General features: G+C 58.0%; 23 protein-coding genes and 1 rRNA gene. 18 read left to right on the forward strand and 6 right to left on the reverse strand.

Going from position 1 to position 21,328, the window contains the following annotated elements; translation table 11 throughout:
- Positions 1-8: 8 nt before the first annotated feature.
- From EG886_RS01885 to EG886_RS01900, 4 genes are all read left to right on the forward strand, one after another.
- On the forward strand, positions 9-770 hold the full coding sequence (locus EG886_RS01885) for a sporulation protein (RefSeq protein WP_164491588.1): 762 nt from the start codon (positions 9-11) through the stop codon (positions 768-770).
- Positions 771-943: 173 nt separating this feature from the next.
- The gene (locus tag EG886_RS01890; protein WP_124726548.1) at positions 944-1,951 is read left to right on the forward strand and encodes an ABC transporter ATP-binding protein; all 1,008 of its coding nucleotides are present in this window, start codon (positions 944-946) and stop codon (positions 1,949-1,951) included.
- A 1-nt stretch (position 1,952) separates the two neighbouring features.
- Complete coding sequence (locus EG886_RS01895; protein ID WP_206425356.1) at positions 1,953-2,738, forward strand: ABC transporter permease; 786 nt, start codon at positions 1,953-1,955, stop codon at positions 2,736-2,738.
- 1 nt (position 2,739) lies between these two features.
- Positions 2,740-3,525, forward strand: coding sequence for an ABC transporter permease (locus tag EG886_RS01900; RefSeq protein WP_124726550.1), 786 nt, complete (start codon positions 2,740-2,742; stop codon positions 3,523-3,525).
- 102 nt (positions 3,526-3,627) lie between these two features.
- On the opposite strand, the gene gerPC is transcribed toward EG886_RS01900, so the two are convergent.
- Positions 3,628-3,945 (reverse strand): spore germination protein GerPC, encoded by a 318-nt coding sequence (gerPC, locus tag EG886_RS13600; protein WP_164491589.1) that lies wholly within the window; start codon positions 3,943-3,945, stop codon positions 3,628-3,630.
- A 189-nt stretch (positions 3,946-4,134) separates the two neighbouring features.
- On the opposite strand from gerPC, the gene EG886_RS01910 reads away from it, so the two are divergent.
- The 8 genes from EG886_RS01910 to perR all read left to right on the forward strand — a co-directional run bounded on the left by EG886_RS01910 (position 4,135) and on the right by perR (position 8,895).
- Positions 4,135-4,596 carry an Hsp20/alpha crystallin family protein gene (locus EG886_RS01910; RefSeq protein ID WP_164491590.1) on the forward strand — a complete coding sequence of 154 codons (462 nt, stop codon included), beginning with the start codon at positions 4,135-4,137 and terminating at the stop codon, positions 4,594-4,596.
- A 57-nt stretch (positions 4,597-4,653) separates the two neighbouring features.
- Entirely contained in the window at positions 4,654-4,923 is a 270-nt protein-coding gene (locus EG886_RS01915; RefSeq protein ID WP_124726553.1) for a spore germination protein, read from the forward strand.
- A gap of 5 nt (positions 4,924-4,928) precedes the next feature.
- Complete coding sequence (locus EG886_RS01920; RefSeq protein ID WP_124726554.1) at positions 4,929-5,159, forward strand: hypothetical protein; 231 nt, start codon at positions 4,929-4,931, stop codon at positions 5,157-5,159.
- 237 nt (positions 5,160-5,396) lie between these two features.
- Entirely contained in the window at positions 5,397-5,864 is a 468-nt protein-coding gene (gene bcp, locus EG886_RS01925; RefSeq protein WP_124726555.1) for a thioredoxin-dependent thiol peroxidase, read from the forward strand.
- Complete coding sequence (locus EG886_RS01930) at positions 5,861-6,697, forward strand: class I SAM-dependent methyltransferase (protein ID WP_241154344.1); 837 nt, start codon at positions 5,861-5,863, stop codon at positions 6,695-6,697. Before bcp ends, EG886_RS01930 begins: the two co-directional genes overlap by 4 nt.
- A 41-nt stretch (positions 6,698-6,738) precedes the next feature.
- Positions 6,739-7,692: a D-2-hydroxyacid dehydrogenase gene (locus EG886_RS01935; protein ID WP_206425331.1), complete on the forward strand. Its 954-nt coding sequence runs from the start codon at positions 6,739-6,741 to the stop codon at positions 7,690-7,692.
- A 19-nt stretch (positions 7,693-7,711) separates the two neighbouring features.
- Positions 7,712-8,395: an endonuclease III gene (gene nth, locus EG886_RS01940; protein WP_124726556.1), complete on the forward strand. Its 684-nt coding sequence runs from the start codon at positions 7,712-7,714 to the stop codon at positions 8,393-8,395.
- A 68-nt stretch (positions 8,396-8,463) separates the two neighbouring features.
- Entirely contained in the window at positions 8,464-8,895 is a 432-nt protein-coding gene (perR, locus tag EG886_RS01945; protein WP_124726557.1) for a peroxide-responsive transcriptional repressor PerR, read from the forward strand.
- Positions 8,896-9,023: 128 nt separating this feature from the next.
- Here the strand turns inward: perR and EG886_RS01950 are convergent, their stop codons facing one another.
- Together EG886_RS01950 and EG886_RS01955 are read right to left on the reverse strand one after the other, a co-directional pair.
- On the reverse strand, positions 9,024-10,505 hold the full coding sequence (locus EG886_RS01950) for an AMP-binding protein (protein ID WP_164491591.1): 1,482 nt from the start codon (positions 10,503-10,505) through the stop codon (positions 9,024-9,026).
- Between the two features lie 314 nt (positions 10,506-10,819).
- Entirely contained in the window at positions 10,820-11,212 is a 393-nt protein-coding gene (locus EG886_RS01955; protein WP_124726559.1) for a DUF2614 family zinc ribbon-containing protein, read from the reverse strand.
- Between the two features lie 135 nt (positions 11,213-11,347).
- Here EG886_RS01955 and EG886_RS01960 point away from each other — a divergent pair, with 135 nt between their 5' ends.
- The 6 genes from EG886_RS01960 to EG886_RS01985 all read left to right on the forward strand — a co-directional run bounded on the left by EG886_RS01960 (position 11,348) and on the right by EG886_RS01985 (position 19,267).
- Positions 11,348-12,838: an MDR family MFS transporter gene (locus EG886_RS01960; RefSeq protein WP_124726560.1), complete on the forward strand. Its 1,491-nt coding sequence runs from the start codon at positions 11,348-11,350 to the stop codon at positions 12,836-12,838.
- A gap of 286 nt (positions 12,839-13,124) precedes the next feature.
- Positions 13,125-14,666 (forward strand): 16S ribosomal RNA (locus EG886_RS01965).
- An 887-nt stretch (positions 14,667-15,553) separates the two neighbouring features.
- On the forward strand, positions 15,554-15,955 hold the full coding sequence (locus EG886_RS01970; RefSeq protein WP_124726561.1) for a hypothetical protein: 402 nt from the start codon (positions 15,554-15,556) through the stop codon (positions 15,953-15,955).
- Between the two features lie 395 nt (positions 15,956-16,350).
- A complete protein-coding gene (locus EG886_RS01975; RefSeq protein ID WP_124726562.1) occupies positions 16,351-16,644 on the forward strand; it encodes a CPCC family cysteine-rich protein in 294 nt (97 codons plus the stop codon).
- A gap of 48 nt (positions 16,645-16,692) precedes the next feature.
- Positions 16,693-17,049 carry an Imm10 family immunity protein gene (locus EG886_RS01980; protein ID WP_206425332.1) on the forward strand — a complete coding sequence of 119 codons (357 nt, stop codon included), beginning with the start codon at positions 16,693-16,695 and terminating at the stop codon, positions 17,047-17,049.
- Between the two features lie 289 nt (positions 17,050-17,338).
- Positions 17,339-19,267 (forward strand): M48 family metallopeptidase, encoded by a 1,929-nt coding sequence (locus tag EG886_RS01985; protein WP_164491592.1) that lies wholly within the window; start codon positions 17,339-17,341, stop codon positions 19,265-19,267.
- Positions 19,268-19,409: 142 nt separating this feature from the next.
- Here the strand turns inward: EG886_RS01985 and EG886_RS01990 are convergent, their stop codons facing one another.
- From EG886_RS01990 to EG886_RS13605, 3 genes are all read right to left on the reverse strand, one after another.
- Positions 19,410-19,994, reverse strand: coding sequence for a DUF6630 family protein (locus tag EG886_RS01990; protein WP_124726565.1), 585 nt, complete (start codon positions 19,992-19,994; stop codon positions 19,410-19,412).
- 110 nt (positions 19,995-20,104) lie between these two features.
- A complete protein-coding gene (locus tag EG886_RS01995) occupies positions 20,105-20,887 on the reverse strand; it encodes an undecaprenyl-diphosphate phosphatase (protein WP_124726566.1) in 783 nt (260 codons plus the stop codon).
- 13 nt (positions 20,888-20,900) lie between these two features.
- Positions 20,901-21,326 (reverse strand): TlpA family protein disulfide reductase, encoded by a 426-nt coding sequence (locus EG886_RS13605; protein ID WP_241154412.1) that lies wholly within the window; start codon positions 21,324-21,326, stop codon positions 20,901-20,903.
- Positions 21,327-21,328: the final 2 nt, after the last annotated feature.

A 21,328-nucleotide genomic window follows, 5' to 3' on the forward strand; every position in this document is an offset into this window, starting at 1 on the left:
GAGAGAGAATGTCGGTGTTCGGAAAAGCGCTGGCCAGCTTGGGGGTGGGTTCGGCCAAGGTGGATACCCGTCTGGAGAAATCCCAGTATCGGCAAGGGGATACCATCCGGGGCGAGATTTTCGTCCAGGGTGGCCAGGCGGCGCAACGGATCGATGAGATTTACCTGTACCTGGTGGTTCGTTACCATCAGGACGGGACGCAGAAAGATTATGTCGTCAACCAGTACCGGCTGACCGAGACGTTTGAGATCAATCCGATGGAAACGAGGGTATTCCCCTTTCAGGTGGAACTGCCCATGGACATGCCCGTTTCCACCGGAGGATTGATGGTGTATCTGAAAACCGGTCTGGACATCAAAATGGCCAAAGACCCGACCGATACGGACGGGATCGAAATCTTGCCCCATACGCTGGTGGACGGGGTGCTCACCGCCGTGGAGCAGGCGGGCTTCAGGCTCAGCGGCGTCGATTTTGCGTTTGACAAGTTTTATTCCCGCCATCCGTTCGTGCAGGAGTATGTGATGGCACCGCAAGGCGTGTTCAAGGAATTGGTGGACGAACTGTATCTGGTCTTTTATCCGCAGGCTCACGAAGTGGACGTGATCATGGCCGTTGACCGAAAGGCCGTCGACCTGATGACGTCGATGGAGGAAGCCCTCAACCTGGATGAACGTTTCGTCCGGTTCACCGTCACCCGCCAGGAGCTGGAGCGAAGCATCACCGCGGTGGAAGCCCGCATCACGGAACTCATCCGGCAACAGCTGGAATGAACCAAAACGCGGCTGCACGGCGGGAACCCATGATGGCGGCAGGCGAGTCCTGCCGTCATTTTCCATTTGCCGCATCGAAGATTTCAAGACAACGGACGAAACAGTAAAATGGAAGAGGTGAAAGGCGCCCGGGGGGTGCCTTTTCAGTGGATATCGCAAAGGAGAGGATCCTCGTGCGTTCCGTGGAAGCGAAAGGATTGACCAAGGAATTCAAGGTCTACCAGAGCCGTCCGGGGCTTCTGGGAGCGTTCCGCGACCTGCTGGATCGCCAATACCGCACGGTTCGCGCGGTGGACGCGATCGATCTTTCCATCGATCAGGGAGAGATGGTGGGATACATCGGTGAAAACGGAGCGGGAAAATCGACCACCATCAAGATGTTGACCGGGATTTTGGAGCCGACGTCCGGGGAGCTCAAAGTGAACGGGTTCGACCCGCATCGGCAAAGGGAGAAATTCGTGCGAACCATCGGTGTCGTGTTCGGGCAGCGCAGCCAGCTGTGGTGGGACATCGCGGTGCAGGAATCGTTCCGTCTCCTGGGACGGGTCTACCGACTTCCGGAAGCCGAATACAAAAAGCATCTGGATCGCATGATCGAGGTGCTGGACATCCGGGAGCTGCTCGACCAGCCGGTGCGCAAACTGAGTCTCGGGCAGCGGATGCGATGCGAATTGGCGGCGGCCCTCATCCACCGTCCTCCGCTTTTGTTCCTGGATGAACCCACCATCGGGCTGGACGTGCTGGTCAAGGAAAACATCCGGAAGTTTCTCCGGGAGATCAACCGGGAATACGGGACCACCATCATGCTGACCACCCACGATCTGGGCGACATCGAAGCGTTGTGTTCAAGGGTGGTCATGCTGGACAAAGGAAAGATCATCTACGACGGCAGCCTGGACGAACTCCGGCGAAAATGGGGCGGCGGCAAGCAAATCATGCTGGAGTTGTCGGCGGATGTTCCGCTCGGGAAGTTGGAGGCTCTCACGCAGGGGCTCGGGGTGAGCTGGGAAAGCCGTGGCAACCGGCAGGTGACCGCCCGTCTGGCGAGCGGGGACATCGCGGTGTCCGAAGTGTTGTCCCGCGTCGTCCGGGACGTTCCGGTGCAGGAAATGCAAATCGTGGAACCGACGACGGAGGAAATCGTGCGCCGGATTTACCGGGAGGGGATGACGATTGCTTAGAATGTATTGGGAAGTGGTGCGCATCCGCTTCCTGATGATGCTGGCATACCGGGTGAACTATTATTCCGGCATTGTCATCTACAGCCTCAACATCGGCGTCTACTACTTCCTCTGGATGTCGGTCTACGGCGGCAATGCTTCGCTCGGCGGGTTCAGCACCGTGGAGATGGCCACTTACATCGCCGTTTCCTGGATGTCCCGCGCTTTTTATTTCAACAATCTGGACCGTGAAATCGCCCAGGAGATCCGGGACGGAACCGTGGCCATCCAGCTGATCCGTCCCTATCCGTATTTGGCGGTCAAAGCGTTTCAGGGGTTCGGGGAAGGCCTGTTCCGGCTTCTCTTGTTCAGCACGCCCGGCTTGCTGGTCGTCTCCCTGTTTCTTCCGCTCGATCTTCCGGGGGACGCGGGAGTGTGGACCCGATTCGCCCTCAGCCTGATTCTCGGATTCCTGGTGAACGTGGAAATCAATCTGCTCACCGGATTGCTCGCTTTTTTCGTCCTGAACAACCAGGGACTGATCTGGTCGAAGCGGGTGATGGTCGATCTTCTGTCGGGTCTGATCATTCCCGTTTCGCTGTACCCCGACTGGGCCCGGTCGATCCTGGTCTGGTTGCCGTTCCAGGCGGTGAGTTACACCCCCAACCTGGTGTTGGTGAAAGGGCTCGAGGGAGCGGCGTATTGGCAGGCCATTCTCGTGCAGGCCGCATGGGTGATCGCACTCCTTGTGCCCGTGTGGCTGATTTGGAAGAAAGCGCGCAAATCGCTGGTTGTGCAGGGGGGATGACATGTTTCACCTGGGACTTTTTTGGGAGTATTTCAAGCAGTACATGAAAACGAGGCTGGAATACCGCTGGGACTTCCTGGCCGAATTTGTCACCGAAATGCTGTACCAACTGGTCAATCTGGTGTTCATTCTGGTCGTGTTCGGACACACCGACAGCCTGGGCGGATGGAGCCGGGAAGAGGTGCTTTTCATCTACGGGTACTTCATGATTCCTTGGGCGGTTTTTTCATCGTTTTTCAACCTGTGGGATTTCAACGAACGGTACATCATCCGCGGCGAACTGGACCGGGTGCTGACCCGGCCCGTTCACAGCCTGGTGCAGGTGATCATGGAAACCATGTCTCCCGATTCGCTCGCCGGCGTGCTCACCGGCGGCATCGTCATGGGATATGCCGCAATGCACTTGGACATCGACTGGAGCTGGTGGGACCCGCTGCTGCTCATCCTGTTCACGGCGGGAGGCGTCATGATCTATGCGGGCATTTACACCACCCTCACCAGCATCAGTCTGTACACGGACTCCCGTTCGGACATTCAGCCGATCGTCTTCAACATCAGTACGTACGGAAGGTATCCGGTCAACATCTATCACCGGATCATCCGGTTTGCGCTCACCTGGATTTTGCCGTTCGCCTTTGTCGGCTTTTATCCCGCCAGCTTCCTGCTGGATCACGACCGGTGGATGTGGTACGCCCTGATCACTCCGGGCGTGGGAGCGGTCTGGCTCTGGATCGGCGTGACGGTCTGGAACCGGGGCATCCGGCATTACCGGGGAGCCGGCAGCTGATCGGTTTCGAATCCTTCCTGCATGCCATTACCGGGCGGTTCGCCGGGGAAGCATCCCGCGTGGCGGACGCCCGGTTTTTTTCTTTCGCCGGTTTCGGAGATGTCAGTCTTCCCGGTCTTGTCCGTCTTCGGCGGCGGATTCGTCCGTCATGATGTTGGTTCCGCCTTTTTCGATCCACTTGCCGATCGTTTCCCCGAGGGCGGGATCGTCCGTGTTTGCGGTCAGCCCGACATTCAGGGTGCCGCTCAACGTGTCGATGGAAAGATCGTGGATCTTGTATTCCACCTTGTCGATTTGAACGGGCTTCAGATTTTCCAGCTTTTCTTTCAGCTCCTTGTTTTCCTCCGCCAGTTTCCTGACTTGCTTCTCCAACTCATACAGCCGGTACCAGAGGGATTCCCATGAACCGGATCCGTACATCGTGAATCCCCTCCCTCTCACTGTTTCCGGGCGCGTTTCGGTCATCCGAAGACAAACCCTTCCGCTCATCCACATGTATATGCCGAACGGGCAGGGGAAAGAAATCGGGCGATGAGAGTGACCGCGGAACGTCCATCCGCATAGAATGGGCACATGACCAGGATCGTCCCCCGAAGCGGAGGGAAAGTGATGAAAACCCGGAAAACGGCAGCTCATCCCTGGCAGGAGCTGGTAAAGAGGTTTCTCGGTGAGGACTTTTTCGAAGATGTCGTGGAAGCGGCCACGCGACAGGATCCCAAAACGGACGTGTATCACGGCCCGGGAGAAGTGATCGTGGTCATGGACCTGCCGGGGCTGGAAAACGTGAAATCGCTCAAAATCAAGGTGGAAGGGGAGCAATTGCGGGTCACCGGACGTTTGCCGTCTCCCTACGAGGGTTACCAGATCCGAATGGTGGAGCGGAAAGCCGGCGAATTTGAGAAAGTGATTCCTCTGGGAGCGACCGTCAGCAGCAAACGGGTCATCGCCCGTTACCGAAGAGGAGTTCTCGAATTGCGTTTTCGCAAGATCCCGGGGGCGCAAGCGGCAAGGGAGTCGGCTCCGTGGAAACCGAATGCGCGCAACGGATCGGGCATGCGCGGAAATCCGTGAGATCGCCGGTGGGGGAAGTGTTGCTCCGGGTGTGGCCCGCCTGCCCGGAGGGGATTGATGAATCGCGGACGGTGCGGGGACGGAACTGCGAACATCTCCGGGAGGGGTGAGGTATGGGAACGATCAACAATATTCTTGTGTTCAAAATCAACAACGTTTCCAGCACGGGGTGCGATCAACATCGGCAACAATCTGAACATCGGAAATGCCAGCTACAGCAAGGCACTCGGAGGATCCTCACCGATCGGCGATTTCAGCAACAACGCGGATTTTGAACGGAACGTCTACATTGATCCCGATCTGTTCGACAATACGAATGCGGGGTGATGCCGATGAACGTGCGGGTGAGCATCAAAATCCTGAGAATCAACAACGTGTCCGATGCCGCATCCGTCAATGTCGGCACCACCCTCAATTACATGCACAAGGCGGTGTCCGCCGGCGGGAACGGAGGGGGGGCAACCACTCCCACACAACCCTCTCCCGTCACGCCGACCACTCCCACGCAACCCTCCCCCGGCTCGCCGCCCTCACCGACACCGCCCCCGTCTCCCGTGGTGTAGAAGAATCGCGTTCATCCGGGCATCCGCCGGCGAGTTGCGACGGATGTTTCGTCCCGGTTTCTTGCTTTCCTCCGGTTGGTCAGTCGTTCTCCGGATTCCCCGAAACGGGGGATCCGGTTTTTTTGTGTCGGAAGCCGTGGGATCGTGCTTGCCGCCTCAGGTCTCCGTTTTTTGTCCGGACGTACCACTCATGATACAATGGCATTGACATTCAAGAGGTGACGAGGTGAAGTTCCGTTGATCAAAGAAGGGGACAAGGCGCCCGAATTCACGTTGGAAGCTTCTTCCGGAGAGACCGTTTCCCTGTCGGATTTCCGGGGCAAAGTGGTGGTGCTTTATTTTTATCCCAAGGACATGACGCCGGGATGCACCACCCAGGCTTGTGATTTCCGGGATGTTCACGGAGACTTTGAGAAGCTCGGAGCCGTGGTGCTGGGCGTCAGCCGGGACCCGGTCAAATCCCACGAAAAGTTTGTCAGCAAGCACGAATTGCCGTTTTTGCTTTTGAGCGATCCCGATGCCCGCGTCTGCGAAGCGTACGGGGTGTTCAAGGAAAAGAACATGTACGGCAGAAAAGTGATGGGCATCGAACGCTCCACGTTCCTGATCGATCCGGAGGGCACCGTGGCCAAAGTCTGGCGAAAGGTGAAAGTGAAGGGCCACGTGCAGGAAGTGCTCGAAGAGGTTCGGAAACTGTCTGAATGACCCGCATCGCGGGATCGGGGGTGTGCCCGTTCGGGGTTCGCCCGGAAAGCGGGGGTGACGGACGGATGGACAGTCACATTTATGATTGGCCGGAGTATTACGATTGGACGTCGACGGGGCTGGACCGGGACGTGACCTATTATGTGGAGCTGGCCAAACAGTCGGGAGGGCCCGTGCTGGACCTGGGCTGCGGAACGGGGAGGATCAGTCTGGCCATTGCCCGGGCGGGCATTCCGGTCACCGGGCTGGACCTGTCTCCCGCCATGCTGGATCGTGCCCGCAAAAAGTCCGGAGAAATGAAGCTGGACGACCGCATCGAGTGGGTGGAAGGGGACATGACCTCGTTCGATCTGAAGCGCAAATTCCCTCTGATCATCATCCCCTACCGGTCGTTCCTGCATCTTCTCACCGTTCGCGACCAGGTGGAAGCGTTGAAGCGGATTCATGCCCATCTGGCGGATGACGGATTGTTGGCGTTCAACATCTTTGTGCCGACCGTGACGGATCTGGCGTCCGTGGACCGGGATTACCAGTATCGCGGGACATTCCCCGTCCCCGGAACGGATCACACCGTCGAGCTGTACGATTACATGGAAGTGGACCCTTTCTCGCAGACCGTTCACATCATTCGCTACATGGAGCGGTATGACGGACACGGAATCCTGCTGGAGAAGCGGAAGGGATTTTTCCGGATCCGGTACATATGGCCGACGGAATTGCATCACCTGTTGAATCTGTGCGGCTTCCGAATCACGGCACGATACGGTTCGTTTTACCGGGCGCCGTTTGATGCCGGCAGCACGGAATTGATCATTGAAGCCAGGAAACGCTGAAACGGAATCTCGGGAAGGATCCGAACAGGGTGGGGGAAAACGTGATTCACTGCGTATCAACCGCAAAGATGAGCGACAGACACCGGAAAGCGTTGCGGGAAGAGTTTCCCGGACTTCGCTTTTCGTTTTTCGAAAACATCGCGCAGGCGGAGAACGTGTTGCCGGATGCCGACATCCTCGTCACGTACGGGGAAGATTTGACCGACGGGATCATCGAGCGCTGCGGGAAGCTGAAATGGATCCAGGTCATCAGTGCGGGTCTGGAACTCATGCCGTTTGACGCGATCCGCAACAGAGGCATTCTCGTGACCAATGCCCGGGGCATTCATGCCGTGCCGATGTCCGAATACGTGATGGCCGTCCTGCTCCAGATCGTGCGCAAAACGGACGAGTTCATGAAGAACCGGAGGAATGCGGCGTGGGACCGGAGCATCCGGGTGGGAGAGCTGTTCGGGAGCACACTCGGCATCGTGGGCACGGGGGCGATCGGCCGGGCCGTGGCGGAAAAGGCGAAAGTGTTCGGCATGCGGACGATCGGCGTCAATTCGTCGGGAACGCCGCAGCCGCACATCGATGAAATCCTCCCGGCGAGCCGGCTGGACGAGCTGCTTTCCCGGTCCGACTTCGTGGTCCTGACCGTGCCGCTGACGCCCCGGACGGAGAAGTTGATCGGGGCCCGGGAACTGAAGTGGATGAAGCCGACCGCCTGGCTGATCAATGTCGCCCGCGGCGCCGTGACGGATGAAGCGGCTCTGGTGGATGCGCTTCGCGAGCGGACCATCGCGGGGGCGGTGCTCGACGTGTTCACGCAGGAACCGCTGCCGCAAGACCATCCGTTTTGGAAGATGGACAACGTGATTCTCACTCCGCACATCTCGGGCCGTTCCCCGATGTACATGACCCGTGCCCTGGAGATTTTCCGGCACAATCTGAAGGTATGGCTTCGCGGGGAGGGAGAATGGGTCAACCGGATCGATCCGGAGAAAGGATATTGAACGAAAGGGGGGGAGAACCATGGCGGAAAAACCCAAGCGGGTTCCGGTGCGTCGGATTCTGGACACGTTGGCGGAGCTGTACCCCGACGCCCATTGTGAACTGGAATACAGGAACCCGTTCGAACTGCTCATCGCCACCATTTTGTCGGCCCAGTCCACCGACCGGCAGGTGAACATCGTGACCCGGGGGTTGTTTCAAAAATTTCCCCGGCCGGAGGATTTCCTTGATCTGACCCCGGACGAACTGGCCGAACACATCCGCGGACTGGGACTGTTTCGCAACAAAAGCCGCAACATCCTGGAAACGTGTCGCATTTTGGTGGAACAATACGGAGGAGAGGTGCCGGGAGACCGGGAAAAGCTGGAGGCGCTCCCCGGCGTGGGTCGGAAAACGGCAAACGTGGTCCTCAGCAACGCGTTCGGCGTTCCCGCGCTGGCCGTGGACACCCACGTGCATCGGGTGGCCAACCGTCTGGCCTTGGCCGACAGCAAGGATCCGTTGGAGACGGAACGGCAACTGATGAAACGCGTGCCGAAGAACGAATGGAGCATCACACACCACCGGATCATCTGGCACGGACGCAGGGTGTGCAACGCCCGCTCTCCCCGTTGCACGGAGTGCCGATTGCTCCCCGTTTGCTGGTACGGAAAGACGCAGGCGCAAGCATCCCGTGCATTGACAAACCGGAAAGCGAAGTCGTAGACTTATTTTATAGAAATTCCAATGTTGGAATCGTTTTTTGCGAAGGCGGATTCAGCGAGGTGGAGAAAATGAGCAGCAGCCGCCTGGCGGAGGCCGTTGAGGCTCTGAAAGAGGCAGGAGTTCGCATGACGCCGCAAAGGCAGGCGATTCTCAGCTTCCTGTACTCGACGATGAGCCACCCGACTGCCGATGAGATTTACAAAGCGCTTGAAGGAACCTTTCCGAACATGAGCGTGGCCACCGTATACAACAACCTCCGCGTGTTCAAGGAAGCCGGATTGGTCAAAGAGTTGACGTACGGCGATTCATCCAGCCGTTTTGATGCCAATATGATGGACCATTATCACGTCATCTGCCGCAAATGCGGAAAGATCACCGATTTTGACCACCCGCCTCTTTCCATGATGGAAAGCCGGGCGGCCGAAGCCACCGGTTACCAAGTGGAATCACACCGGATGGAATTGTACGGAGTGTGCCCGGACTGTCAGAGAAAACAATGAAACCCCGATGACAAACATCCGCGTCTTCGGTTTTTCCCGCGGTCACATCCGCGCGGGAACGCCGGCGGGGCGGAGGTTTGTCGGCACCAGCACCCTGTTCCGGATCCGGAGCAGGGTTTTTCCCATCCTCAGGACATCATCGGAGGAATGGTTTTCTCCCATGGCGGCGGGGGAACGGTGTCCTCCAGGAGTCCGAACGGATCCGTGTCTTCCAGGCACGTCCGTGATCCCGGCTCTCCGGCTTCCAAGCTTTCCCGCGGTTTTCGTCCGAGGATGCGGATGGCGCCGTCCGGCTCCGGTTCCGCCAGATCTCCGGTGTGCAGCCATCCCCCGGACAAGGCGCGCGCCGTTTCTTCGTCCCGGTGAAGGTAGCCGGTCATGACGGACGGACTTTTGACCAGCAATTCGCCGTCCGGGCGCAGGCGCAGTTCGACGCCCGGCAGGGGATATCCGGACGTTCCCGGCCGGTCATGACCCGGTCTCGACCAGGTGATGATCGCTCCTTCCGTCAGTGCGTAGGCTTCCGTCACGGGGATGTCGAGATGCCGGAAAAAGTCGGACGCCCCGGGATCCACGCTCGCTCCCGGAACGATCAGGCGGCGGATTCTTCCGCCCAGCATCCCGTGAACCCGGCGCAGAACGATCGCGTGCGCCAATGCATGAGCGAGCCGCAGCCCGGGAGGAACCGGCCCGTTCATTTCCCCGCGACTCAACCTCCTTGCGCGTTCGGTGATGTTCTTGACCCGGCGGAGCAGCATGCGCCGGACCGGGGAACGAAGGATGCTTCCGGACAGCTCCCGGTGGAGGGATTCCAGTTTTTCCGCGGGCAAGACGACCACGGTCGGCTTCGTTTCCCGGAGCAGACGGGTCAGGGAGTCACAAGGCCCGGCAAGCAGGAGCGAGGCGCCCCGCTGCAGAGCGGTGAGCGGACCGGCCGTCCATCCCGCATGGTCCGGATCCACGGCCAGCACCAGATCTTCCGGCATGACGGGATACACGTGCGACAGGCTGTCCAGATTGGCAAGCAGTTGTTGATGGCTGAAGATCACTCCCTTCGGCCATCCGGTCGTCCCCTTCGTGTATCGGACGGTGGCCGGCTCGGGCGGTTGCACCGCGGGCCAGTGCCAGTCCCACTCCACGTCACCCATGGTTTGTCCCATTTGAAGCACCGTGTCGAAACGAAGAACCGCCTGTTCATCGGTGGGGGTTCCCCGAAGCAGGATCCGGTGGCGAACCCGTCCCGGGAGTCGCAGGCGTGAGAGCGAATCCGCCCGGCTTTCCAGAAACGCTTCCGCTCCCGAGTCTTCCAGGATGTATTCGGCATGTCCCGGAAACGCGTCTTCCGGAACCGGCACCGTCACCGCGCCCAGGCTGAGCACCGCAAACTCCGCGATCAGCCGGTGTGCATCCTCCGTCTCCCGGATGGCCACTTTCGTCCCCGGCCGGATGCCGATCCGGTCCAGACCGAAGGCGAAGTCATGGATCATGTCCCACAGTTTTCGGTAGTTCATGCGAGTGAGGGATCCGTTTTTCGGTTGGAGAAGGGCGATCCGTTCCGGATGCCGTTTCACCGTTCTCCACAGCATCTCCACCAGATTGTGCGGTTTCATCCGGTCAAAACCCCTTTCCATCCGCCAGAACGCGGAATCCGGACGCAAGTGCGGAAGGGCGTGCCCGGGATCTTCATGCAAAGGTTGAACGCGCGACGGGCCTGGCCGAAAGAGGGTCGGTCATCCATGATTCAGGCATTATTCATTTTATTGCGAAAATCCTGCAAAAAGAATCGCAGAAGATGAAAAAGCCTTCCGCCTCGCGGGAGGGGAAGGTGGCCGATTGGCAGGGGAGCCGATGGGGTCGCCGATTCGTTTTCCACACCGGTCGAAACCCCGGCCTGTGAAGACCCGACGGTTCCGGCACCGGTTTGTCATTCCCGGCTGGCGGTGTTTGGTTCGCCGGGGAGATCCACGTTTCGGGAGGAATCTTCCGTTTCTCCGGACGGGTTTGGTTCCTCAGCCGGTGCGGGGGCATCCTTCGGGTCGACGGACAGAATCGCCTTGCAATGCATGCATTCGTCACGCCGTCCCAGGATCTTCGTCTCTTTCCCGCAAACCGGGCATTGCACGCGGACGGCTTGGGTGGACAGGATGCCGATCCAGAAATAAATCCCGACACTGACCAGCACGAACAGCATTCCCAGCGCGATGAACACCGCCATCAGGGTTTTGAGCCAAAAGCCGAGGTACATCACACCGACGCCCGCGAAAATCAGCAGCAGGGCGAAGGTGCGAATCTTGTTGAGCTTGCCCGAAATCAGCATGGAAAACCTCCTTGCAGAGCTCCGCAAAACGCGCAAGAATCAGCAAGATTGTATCATGTGCGAAAAGGGTGTGCAATCAAGGGGAGTTCAGGCATACATCTGCATGCGTAAATCATGACATTGGAGGAACAAGAGATGAAGAAAGAAAGACGAATGGTGACGGTGGCCATGCTGGTCGGCACGTTTTTGAGTGCCATCGAAGGAACCATTGTCAGCACCGCCATGCCGTCGATCATTGCGGAGTTGGGAGGAGCCGGCCTGATGGGCTGGGTGTTTGCCGCATACACGTTGACCGTGACGGTGGCCACGGCCATTTTCGGAAAAATGAGCGACCTGTTCGGCCGCAAACGTTCGTTCATGTTGGCGGCCGGCATCTTTCTGGCCGGTTCGATGCTGTCGGGACTGGCCGGAAGCATGATTCCGCTGATCCTCTTCCGGGCGGTCCAGGGGATCGGCGCCGGCGGATTGGTCACCACCATCATGACCGTCATCGGGGACTTGTACCCGTATGAGGAGCGCGCCAAAGTTCAGGGATGGATCAGTGCCGTCTGGGGGATTTCCGGCGTGCTCGGCCCCCTGGTGGGCGGCTTCTTGGTGGATGCCGTGTCGTGGCGCTGGATCTTTTACCTCAATCTGCCGTTCGGGGTGGGGGCGGTCATTCTGGTATGGCTGTTCCTGCGGGAAGAGGAGCTGGAACGTGAGCCCCGCAAACCCGTCGATGCGGCCGGAGCCGCTCTGTTCACGACCGGAACCGTTTTGCTGCTTCTCGTCCTGCTGTCCGGGGGAGAGGCGCTTTCCTGGGGCTCGCCGGTCACCTGGGCCCTGCTCGGGATGAGCGTGCTGTTGTTCGGCGGATTCGTCCGGGTGGAAAAAACCGCTCCCGAACCGATGATTCCGCTCGATCTGTTTCGGAACCGCACGATCCTGTTTTCCACGCTGGCCGGCTTTCTGTGCGGAGCCGTGCTGATGGCGATTACTGCTTATGTTCCCCTGTGGACCCAGGGCATATACGGTGAGGGAGCGACCGGGGCGGGACTCGCCCTGTTGCCCATGTCCCTCTTCTGGCCGTTGGGAGCGGTGGTGTCCGGTCGCATTTTGGTCCGGATCGGTCCCCGGAATACGGCCATGTTCGGAAGTCTGGTGTTGCTGACGGGGCTGGCCCTGCTCTTCGGCATGTCGCCGGATTCGTCCAGATGGCAGCTGATGGCGGCCATTTCCCTGACCGGCATCGGCTTCGGCTTTGTCTACACGGTGACGATCGTGGTGGTTCAGTCTGCGGTGGACGGTTCCTTGCGCGGAGCGGCCAACGGGATCAACAGCTTTTTGCGCTCCCTCGGTCAGAGCGTGGGGATCGCGGTGTTCGGGGCGCTTTTCAACCACCGGATCCTTTCCGCGCTTCCGTCCGGCAGCAATCTGGGCATCGACGATTTCAACCGTCTGTATGACCGGGGAACCGTGTTGGATCCGTCCGTGCAGGAAATCCTGAGAAAGGCGTTGGCTTCCGGTCTGCACCTGGTGTTTTCCGGGCTGCTGGTTCTGGCGCTGGGCGCTCTTTTCGTCGTCCGCATGCTTCCGACCGGCAAGCCGGAACCTCAACCTCGGCCGCAGGAATTGAACCGGGTCTGAAGGTCACCGGAAATCTTCTGGAATATTCGTCCGCTATCCCCGATTTTTTGAAGCTCCGGTCCGGATGAGGCAAGAGCGCCCGGGATTTCCGGGCATTTCACCGGGCCGGTGATTTTTTTATAAAAAGGTGTTGACGGCTTCCGGGAGTGTGTGCTAGTATATGACTTGTCGCCGCGAGAGAGCGGAGACGATGAAAAATGAAAGTGTTCCTTGAAAACTGAAGAGTGAACTTGCGAACCTGTCGGTTCACTTTGAGTCGATGGATCGGAAGATCCGGATACACTCTTTGATGGAGAGTTTGATCCTGGCTCAGGATGAACGCTGGCGGCGTGCCTAATACATGCAAGTCGAGCGGTCCTTCCTTCGGGAAGGACAGCGGCGAACGGGTGAGTAACACGTGGGCAACCTGCCCGCAAGACCGGGATAACTTCGGGAAACCGGAGCTAATACCGGATACGCTCATCCGCCGCATGGCGGATGAGGGAAAGGCGGCTTCGGCTGTCACTTGCGGATGGGCCCGCGGCGCATTAGCTTGTTGGTGAGGTAACGGCTCACCAAGGCGACGATGCGTAGCCGACCTGAGAGGGTGATCGGCCACACTGGGACTGAGACACGGCCCAGACTCCTACGGGAGGCAGCAGTAGGGAATTTTCCGCAATGGGCGAAAGCCTGACGGAGCAACGCCGCGTGAGTGAGGACGGCCTTCGGGTTGTAAAACTCTGTTCTTGGGGAAGAAACTCCGGGAGGCGAACAACTTCCCGGCATGACGGTACCCAAGGAGAAAGCCCCGGCTAACTACGTGCCAGCAGCCGCGGTAATACGTAGGGGGCGAGCGTTATCCGGAATTACTGGGCGTAAAGCGCGCGCAGGCGGCCGGTTAAGTCGGGTGTGAAAGGCTGCGGCTCAACCGCAGAGCGGCACCCGAAACTGGCGGGCTTGAGTGCAGGAGAGGGAAGCGGAATTCCCGGTGTAGCGGTGGAATGCGTAGAGATCGGGAGGAACACCAGTGGCGAAGGCGGCTTCCTGGCCTGTAACTGACGCTGAGGCGCGAAAGCGTGGGGAGCAAACAGGATTAGATACCCTGGTAGTCCACGCCGTAAACGATGAGTGCTAGGTGTTGGGGGTCTCGCGCCCTCAGTGCCGAAGGTAACCCATTAAGCACTCCGCCTGGGGAGTACGGCCGCAAGGCTGAAACTCAAAGGAATTGACGGGGGCCCGCACAAGCGGTGGAGCATGTGGTTTAATTCGAAGCAACGCGAAGAACCTTACCAGGGCTTGACATCCCGCTGACCGGTGCAGAGATGCACCTTTCCTTCGGGACAGCGGTGACAGGTGGTGCATGGTTGTCGTCAGCTCGTGTCGTGAGATGTTGGGTTCAGTCCCGCAACGAGCGCAACCCTTGCTCTCAGTTGCCAGCACCTCGGGTGGGCACTCTGGGGGGACAGCCGGTGAAAGCCGGAGGAAGGTGGGGATGACGTCAAATCATCATGCCCCTTATGTCCTGGGCTACACACGTGCTACAATGGCCGGTACAAAGGGCTGCGAACCCGCGAGGGGGAGCCAATCCCAAAAAACCGGTCTCAGTTCGGATCGCAGGCTGCAACTCGCCTGCGTGAAGCCGGAATCGCTAGTAATCGCGGATCAGCATGCCGCGGTGAATACGTTCCCGGGCCTTGTACACACCGCCCGTCACACCACGAGAGTTTGCAACACCCGAAGTCGGTGAGGCAACCCGCAAGGGAGCCAGCCGCCGAAGGTGGGGCAGATGATTGGGGTGAAGTCGTAACAAGGTATCCCTACCGGAAGGTGGGGATGGATCACCTCCTTTCTAAGGAGCTCGAAAGAGCAAACACGATCGATGCCCGATCAGGTCGCAAGATCTCACTCTTTGGTTTTCAGGGAACACGGACCGCTGATTCCACTGTGGAGTCGGCGGTTTTTTTGTATTCAATGTGACCCTGCTTGGAAAGTCCAGACAGGATACTCAAATAAAACATGCAAATCTTGATTTTGAGCAAGGTGGTTCCCTAAACTGGACAGGAATCCACGAATTGAAGAGTGAGAGATGAAACCTCTTTGGTTCGAAAACGGGAGGCAGGGCAGTGAAAGGGTATTGGCTGAAGCGGAATCCGGACCAAACGGAACAGGCGGAAAACGATCGTTGTTTCATCGGGGGTCACCCGATTCCCGGAACATGTCGCTCTCCTGACCTGTCAACTCTGCGGAGCGGAGCAAACCTTCTTTTTTCAGGTGGCGTTTCCGGAGGACCATGTGTGGAACGGCTTTTCCATGGCCATGTTTGCCTGCACGTCATGCAGGGACCATGAGCACCTGATTCAGGAAATGCCGGAAACCACGTTGTACCAGATGCTCCGGGCCAAACCTGATTGGGCTTTCGGGGAGAGACCGTTCAATCGGACGATCCATATTACAAACTGTTTCTTGCGAACCATCTGTATTTTTTCGGAACAGAACCCGTACACGGACAGGACGTGTACATTTTGACCCAATTCTGACAGGCCGGCGAGGTGAAACCATGCGAATCTGGTACCCGATCAATGGTGAGACGGTGGATTTGATTGGCTTTTCGGATGAAGTGAGCACCGGTCCGGTTGCCGGAAACAGATTCCGGTGTGGGGGGCGGTGATCGGTGAAAAGGCGATCCGGGAGATGGGCGCCCCGTTCGACGACGCGGTTCAGGTGCTCGGCTGAGCAGTGGTCCGTTTTGAAGGAGTGACCGGTGGGGAATTCCGGCTGATCCCGTATGATCCGAGCGCATCGACCTTCAGTTGGATGACAGATCCGAAAGGAAATCCGGTGGAGATTCGGAGGAAATGGATCTTCCGGGACCCTGAGGCGAGGGAATTTCGCGTGCTTCATGACTGCCGGTTTGCCTGGCCGGCCGGATCCGGAACGTTGACGGTTCATGCCCGTCAGGCTTCGATCGGCTTTTTTCCAAGGGACTGCAAGACGCTGGAAGAACTGATGGATGACATGGGAGAGATCGAAACATACGCTCCGTTCGCAAAACCGCCGGTCAAAGGTGTGTTGAAGCGGGCCGGTCGCAAGGGAATCCTGCCGGACAAGCGGACAATGGTCGAAGGGGCGAAACCCTGAGAACGAAATCCACCCGTCACAGGCCATAAAACAAAGAATAATCACAGTGCAACTGATAAACTCTCACACATGCTCCTCCCGGTGTTCCGCTCAGCGGATTCCGGCTCGCGGGAGTCCATCCCGACATCCTGGATGAAATCAAACGCAAACTGCCGGTGACGGAGAAGCTGGTGTTTGAAGGATGATTTCCCCTTCACCTGTGGGACGGTTATCCCTTCATCCGGACCACGCCGGGGAAAGCACTGGATCAACTGGAACCCCGTCATGTAGGTTGGATGGGATCAGTGGATCTGCTCCGTGGATCGGCAATTCGTGATTGAATTCTTTCACGAAGGGGAAATCGTTGCAGCAAAATATCGCGCGCGACCGGTTGAACGGGAAGGGAGGACTGTCATGTGGCTTTTCCTTGCCCTTGCTGCGGCTTTTTGACATATGAAGAAGAGCCGGACGGGACCTTTGACATTTGTCCGGTCTGTTTCTGGGAGGATGATCCGGTACAAAACCGGGATCCCTGCTTTGCGGAGGGAGCGAATACGGTCTCTTTGAATCAGGCCCGGGAAAACTTCAGGCTCCACGGTGCCATCGAACTCCGGTTTGTGCGATGCATGAGAAAGCCGCTTCTGCATGAAATTCCGGACGGCGCCCCTGGCGATGCTTCGCTGTTTGAAGAAAATCCGGAGAAGGAGTAGGGGAAAAGAATGGCAACAACATTTGCAGCAAGCGTTCTTCACATGGGAGTGGATGAAGATCTGGAAGTCATGATGTTTGGTCTGGCGGACGATCCGTTCGATACGATGGAGTATATTCTCTTTGAACGATCGTTGGAACACGATGAACAAGACATAAAGCTGGGGCTTGACCGGGTTTATGTGGAGGTCGGTGACCAGAGCCGTTCTTCATATGGAGGAATTGAAGAGATTGCCATCGGCAAAAACAAAGTGACCATCAGGGTAAATGACGTAACTGCACTCCATCTCGGTACGGAGAAAACGATGAAGGTTACGGTTTCAACCGAATATGACCCTGACCGTGTGAAAGAGTTTTTGATGAACATGTTTGAAAGGGAACCTTCGGTAACGATCCGGTTGGAATAAAGGGTAAGCACTTTTCAATCGAACCTGGGCGCACCTCAATCGGTTAAATCCGTCTTTTCCTGGTTGGCGAAGGGAAAACTTTCCCGTGTTGGAACCGGAATCATCGGATCTTTATCCACTCATAAAGTGATTGGAAAGATAAACGGACCGGATCACCTGGAACTCACAGGTGGTCTTTTTTTCTTGGAGAAGGTCATGGTTTGGACACAAAAACCATGTTTTTTACGAATGGATTTGTGATGTGTCTTTATTGATGGGATTTCATGGCTTTGCAGTCAGGAGGGAACTCATGACAAGGGAGAAATTTGAAAAGCTGGTCAACAAACTGGAGGTCAAGGCCAGAGAGAATCCGAAATGGTACCGGGCACAGGTGGTGGCGTTCGCCGGACTGGCGTATGTGTACATCTGGCTGTTTTTGCTCTTGTTCTCGGCTTTGTTCATCGGGCTTGCCGTTGACTGGTGGGTGAACGGGAAGTGGTCTTTGGGACGGATCAACGCAATGATCACATCCGGAGTGCTGATTTATTTCATCATCCGGGCCATGATGGTCCGCGCGGAGATGCCGGACGGGGTGGAATTGACAAGGGAAGAAGCCCCCGGATTGTTCGAGACGTTGGATGAATTGAAGGAGCGGATGAAGGCTCCGGAAATTCACAAAGTTCTGGTAGATGAAGACTTCAATGCGTCCGTGATGCAGTATTCCACATACATGTTGTTCGGCAGGAAACAACACATCCTGAAAGTGGGGTTTCCGCTGCTGCTCACGCTGTCTCCCGAACAGATGAAGTCGGTATTGGCACATGAATTGGCCCACGTGTCCCATGCGGACACCAAGCTCGGCGCGAGGATTTACCGGTTGGGCAGCTCCATGGAACAGTTGCTCAAATCATTGGAGAAAAACGACGAGAAATTGGGAACCTGGATTTTTCGCCCGTTTTTCCGGTGGTTTGTCCCCCGTTTCAGTGCTTGGTCGTTTGTGATGCGTCGGACGGAGGAGTACAGAGCGGACGCGAAAGCGGCGGAAATGACGAGCCCGCAGGTCGCCGGAGAAGCACTCATTCACATTCACGTCAAAAGGCATTGGTACTCGGAAACGTTCATGGGAGATCACGTTTTGGATGAAGTGCGGAAAAACGGCTCCGTCACCGGACTGTTCAGCCTGTACCTGGAAAGAATGCAACAGGTTCCGGACGAAGAATGGGAGAAAATCTTGAAGATGAGCCTGGCAGAGGACACCGATCTGACCGACACGCACCCGTCCCTGCGTGAACGGCTGGAAGCGCTCGGCGTCACGCCCGCTCTGCCGGAACCGGTGAAACGGACTTCGCTTGAAACGTTTATGGAGGATCCGGATCAGTGGCTGGCGGGATTCAATCATCTCTGGGACAAGATTTACGGGGATGATGTCCGGTCGGCGGTGAGGTATCACGACACCCTGGAGCAACTCTTCGAGCACCTCCGGGACAAGAAAGAAAGAACCCCCCGCGAAACCGCAGACCTGGTCATGTTGATGCTGAAACGGAACGGACCCGGTGCGGCACTGAACCTTCTGCGGGAAACACCGGAGAAGGTGCGTGAGGCCTTCGAGTTCGGCAAAGTGCACATGATTTTGGCGAATGTCCTGGTCCAGTCCGGTCGGGTGGAAGAAGCGGTTCCCCTGATCGAAACGGCGGTCAGACAGGATTGGGAAGTGCGGGAGGACGGGCTCCGATTTTTGGGCGAGTGGTACGAAAAACAGGGCGATGAGGAGAACATTCGCCGCATCGCAAAAGAACGGGACGGTTGGCGCAATTATTTGGTCAAGACCGATGACGAAATCGAGGATTTCAAGAATCCGAAGCGTTGGAAACCGGCGGACCTGCCGGAAGCGGCGATCAACAGTCTGGTGGAAGACTTCATGGAATGGGACACAGTGGATGCGCTGTTCCTGGTGGAGCTGGAGCTCTCCCGTGGAGAACCGCAGCGCAGCCATTACGTTCTCGGCGTGGTGCATGACTACTCGGAGATGGGAATGCGCGACATCATGAGAGCCATGAAAGCGTTCGATGAATGGATGGAAAACGAATGGGAGTCTTCCCTCCCCGTCACCGTGTTGGATCTGACGAATGAAGAAAAGTTGCTGGACGAAATCGTGGAAATCGAGGATTCCCTGATTTTCTGCCGGGAAGAGGATGACGAGGAAGAGGAAGAAGAAGCGGAAGAACACATCAGGGCTTGACGATTTCGTTGAGATCGGGGCGGATGGACCGCCCCTTTTTTCATGAGAACGTCCGGTGGAGGAAGGCGAAGGAGATCTTGGAGAAAAACGAGAAAAGCCGATGAACGAATACGTTCACCGGCTTCTTGTGAGGATAAGATCTTCAGTGAGGACATGCAGGATTCCACGTGGTGACCGGTTCCGACGGCAGACAGCCGCTTCCCGGGCAGATTTCGATCACACCGTAGCCCGATTCGGCGGCCAGTTCCGAGCACCGGAGCGCCGTCTCCCGGTCGAGCACGGTGAGGGTCATGGGAGACAGGGACGGAGAAAGTTCGCAAAGGGCGTAACCGAGGGCGTCCAGCTCGCGGGTGGCAATCCGGAGGAACCACTCGCGCTGCCGCCGGGCATCCAGCTCCAGGAAATCGGAGTGGGCGGAGTGAAGCCGACCCTGCCGGATCACCCAGGCCCAGCGCATGAAGCGGGACCGGGCGTGGGCATCGGGGGTCAGATCGTTCCAGGTGAACAGCAGGCGGCGACGTCGCAATCCGCGCAGGAGGGCAAACCACGGCAGACTGCGGGTCGGTCGCCAGCGCTCCCATTCGGGTCCCGCCAAAACATCCTTTCGGGCCACCGTCAGATAGAGAATCGGTTTTTCGATGGCCAGGCGAACTTCGGCCGTCAGGGACAGGTCACCGGGCAGCATGTGCCGGCAGAGCTGCAGCAACTTTTCCGGATCATACCGCATGAGCATCCCCCTTTCCCGTCACGAAAAGCATACGAACATTTGTTCCTGTCACTGATTATAAAGGAGGCGACGGCCGGGGACAAGGGGGGAGCGAAGAAATCTTCCGCGGATCAGAATTTCCCCGCCGCTTGCAGCGCCAGCACGATCAGACCCAAAACGGTGACGTAGACGGCAAATCCTTTCAACGAACCGCGGTTGATCAGCGAGATCATCCAGCGGACGGCGATGTATCCGGACAGGGCGGCGGCTGCCGTGCCGAGGAGCAGGGAAGAAAGCGGAAGGGGAGGTGCGCCTCCTTCCAGCAGTTTTTTCCCCTGCAACAACACTCCGCCGGCAATGGCCGGGACGGACAGCAGGAACGAGAAAGCGGCGGCATCCTGTTTGCGCAGGCGGCAAAACACGGCCGCGGCGATGGTGAGGCCGGAGCGGGACAAAGCGGGCAGGATCGCCGCTCCTTGGGCGAGCCCGATCAGGGCGGCATGCCGAAAACGGATTTCATCGAATGTTTTGACACCTCTGTTGAGATGACGGTCCGCCATCCACAGGATCAGCCCGGTGGCGAGAAACTCCCAGCCCACGGTGATCCCCGTCCGGGACAACTCTTCGAACGCATCCTCAAACAGGAGCCCGACGGCGGCCGTGGGAACGGTGCCGGCGAGGATGAGCAAGGCGGGTCGGTCCAGCGGACGGCGGATCATCGAGAAAATTTCCTTGCGGTACACGGTCAGGACGGCCAGAAGCGTGCCGAAATGGAGCATGGTGTCGAGAAAGAGTCCCGCTTCCTCCAATCCGAACAGGTGTCGCCCGAGCAGCAGGTGTCCGGTGCTGCTGACGGGGAGAAATTCGGTCAATCCCTGGATGATGCCGAGAATGAGGGCTTCCAGCCAATTCATGTGCATCCTCCTGTCAGGGCTTTTCTTCCAGCAATCGGGCGGCTTCCGCCATGATGGCCGGCAGCGGAATCGTTTCATTGTAGATGTCGTGCACCGTGCCGTCCCGGCGGATGAGGACGGTGGACGGCACCGAGCTGAGCCCGAAGGCGTCATAGGTGTTCCGTCCCTCATCCCTCAGGACGGGAAAGGTGAATCCCGATTCCTCCACCAGACGGGCGGCCTTTGCGGGATCGGGATCCCGGCCCGTCACGTGGATGGTGAGATAGACCAGATCCGGACGGCGCATGCCCCGGTGAAGCACCTGCTTGCGCGGCAAGTCCGCGAGGCAGGCGGCGCACCAGGAGACCCAGAAATCGAGCCAAATCACCTTTCCTCTGTACATGTCGAGGGAATGCGTGGTCCCGTTCAGGTCTTTCAGCCGGAACGGGGGAGCTTTCACCG

Origin of the sequence: Staphylospora marina, assembly GCF_003856495.1 — a bacterium.
GTDB lineage: Bacteria > Bacillota > Bacilli > Thermoactinomycetales > Thermoactinomycetaceae > Staphylospora > Staphylospora marina.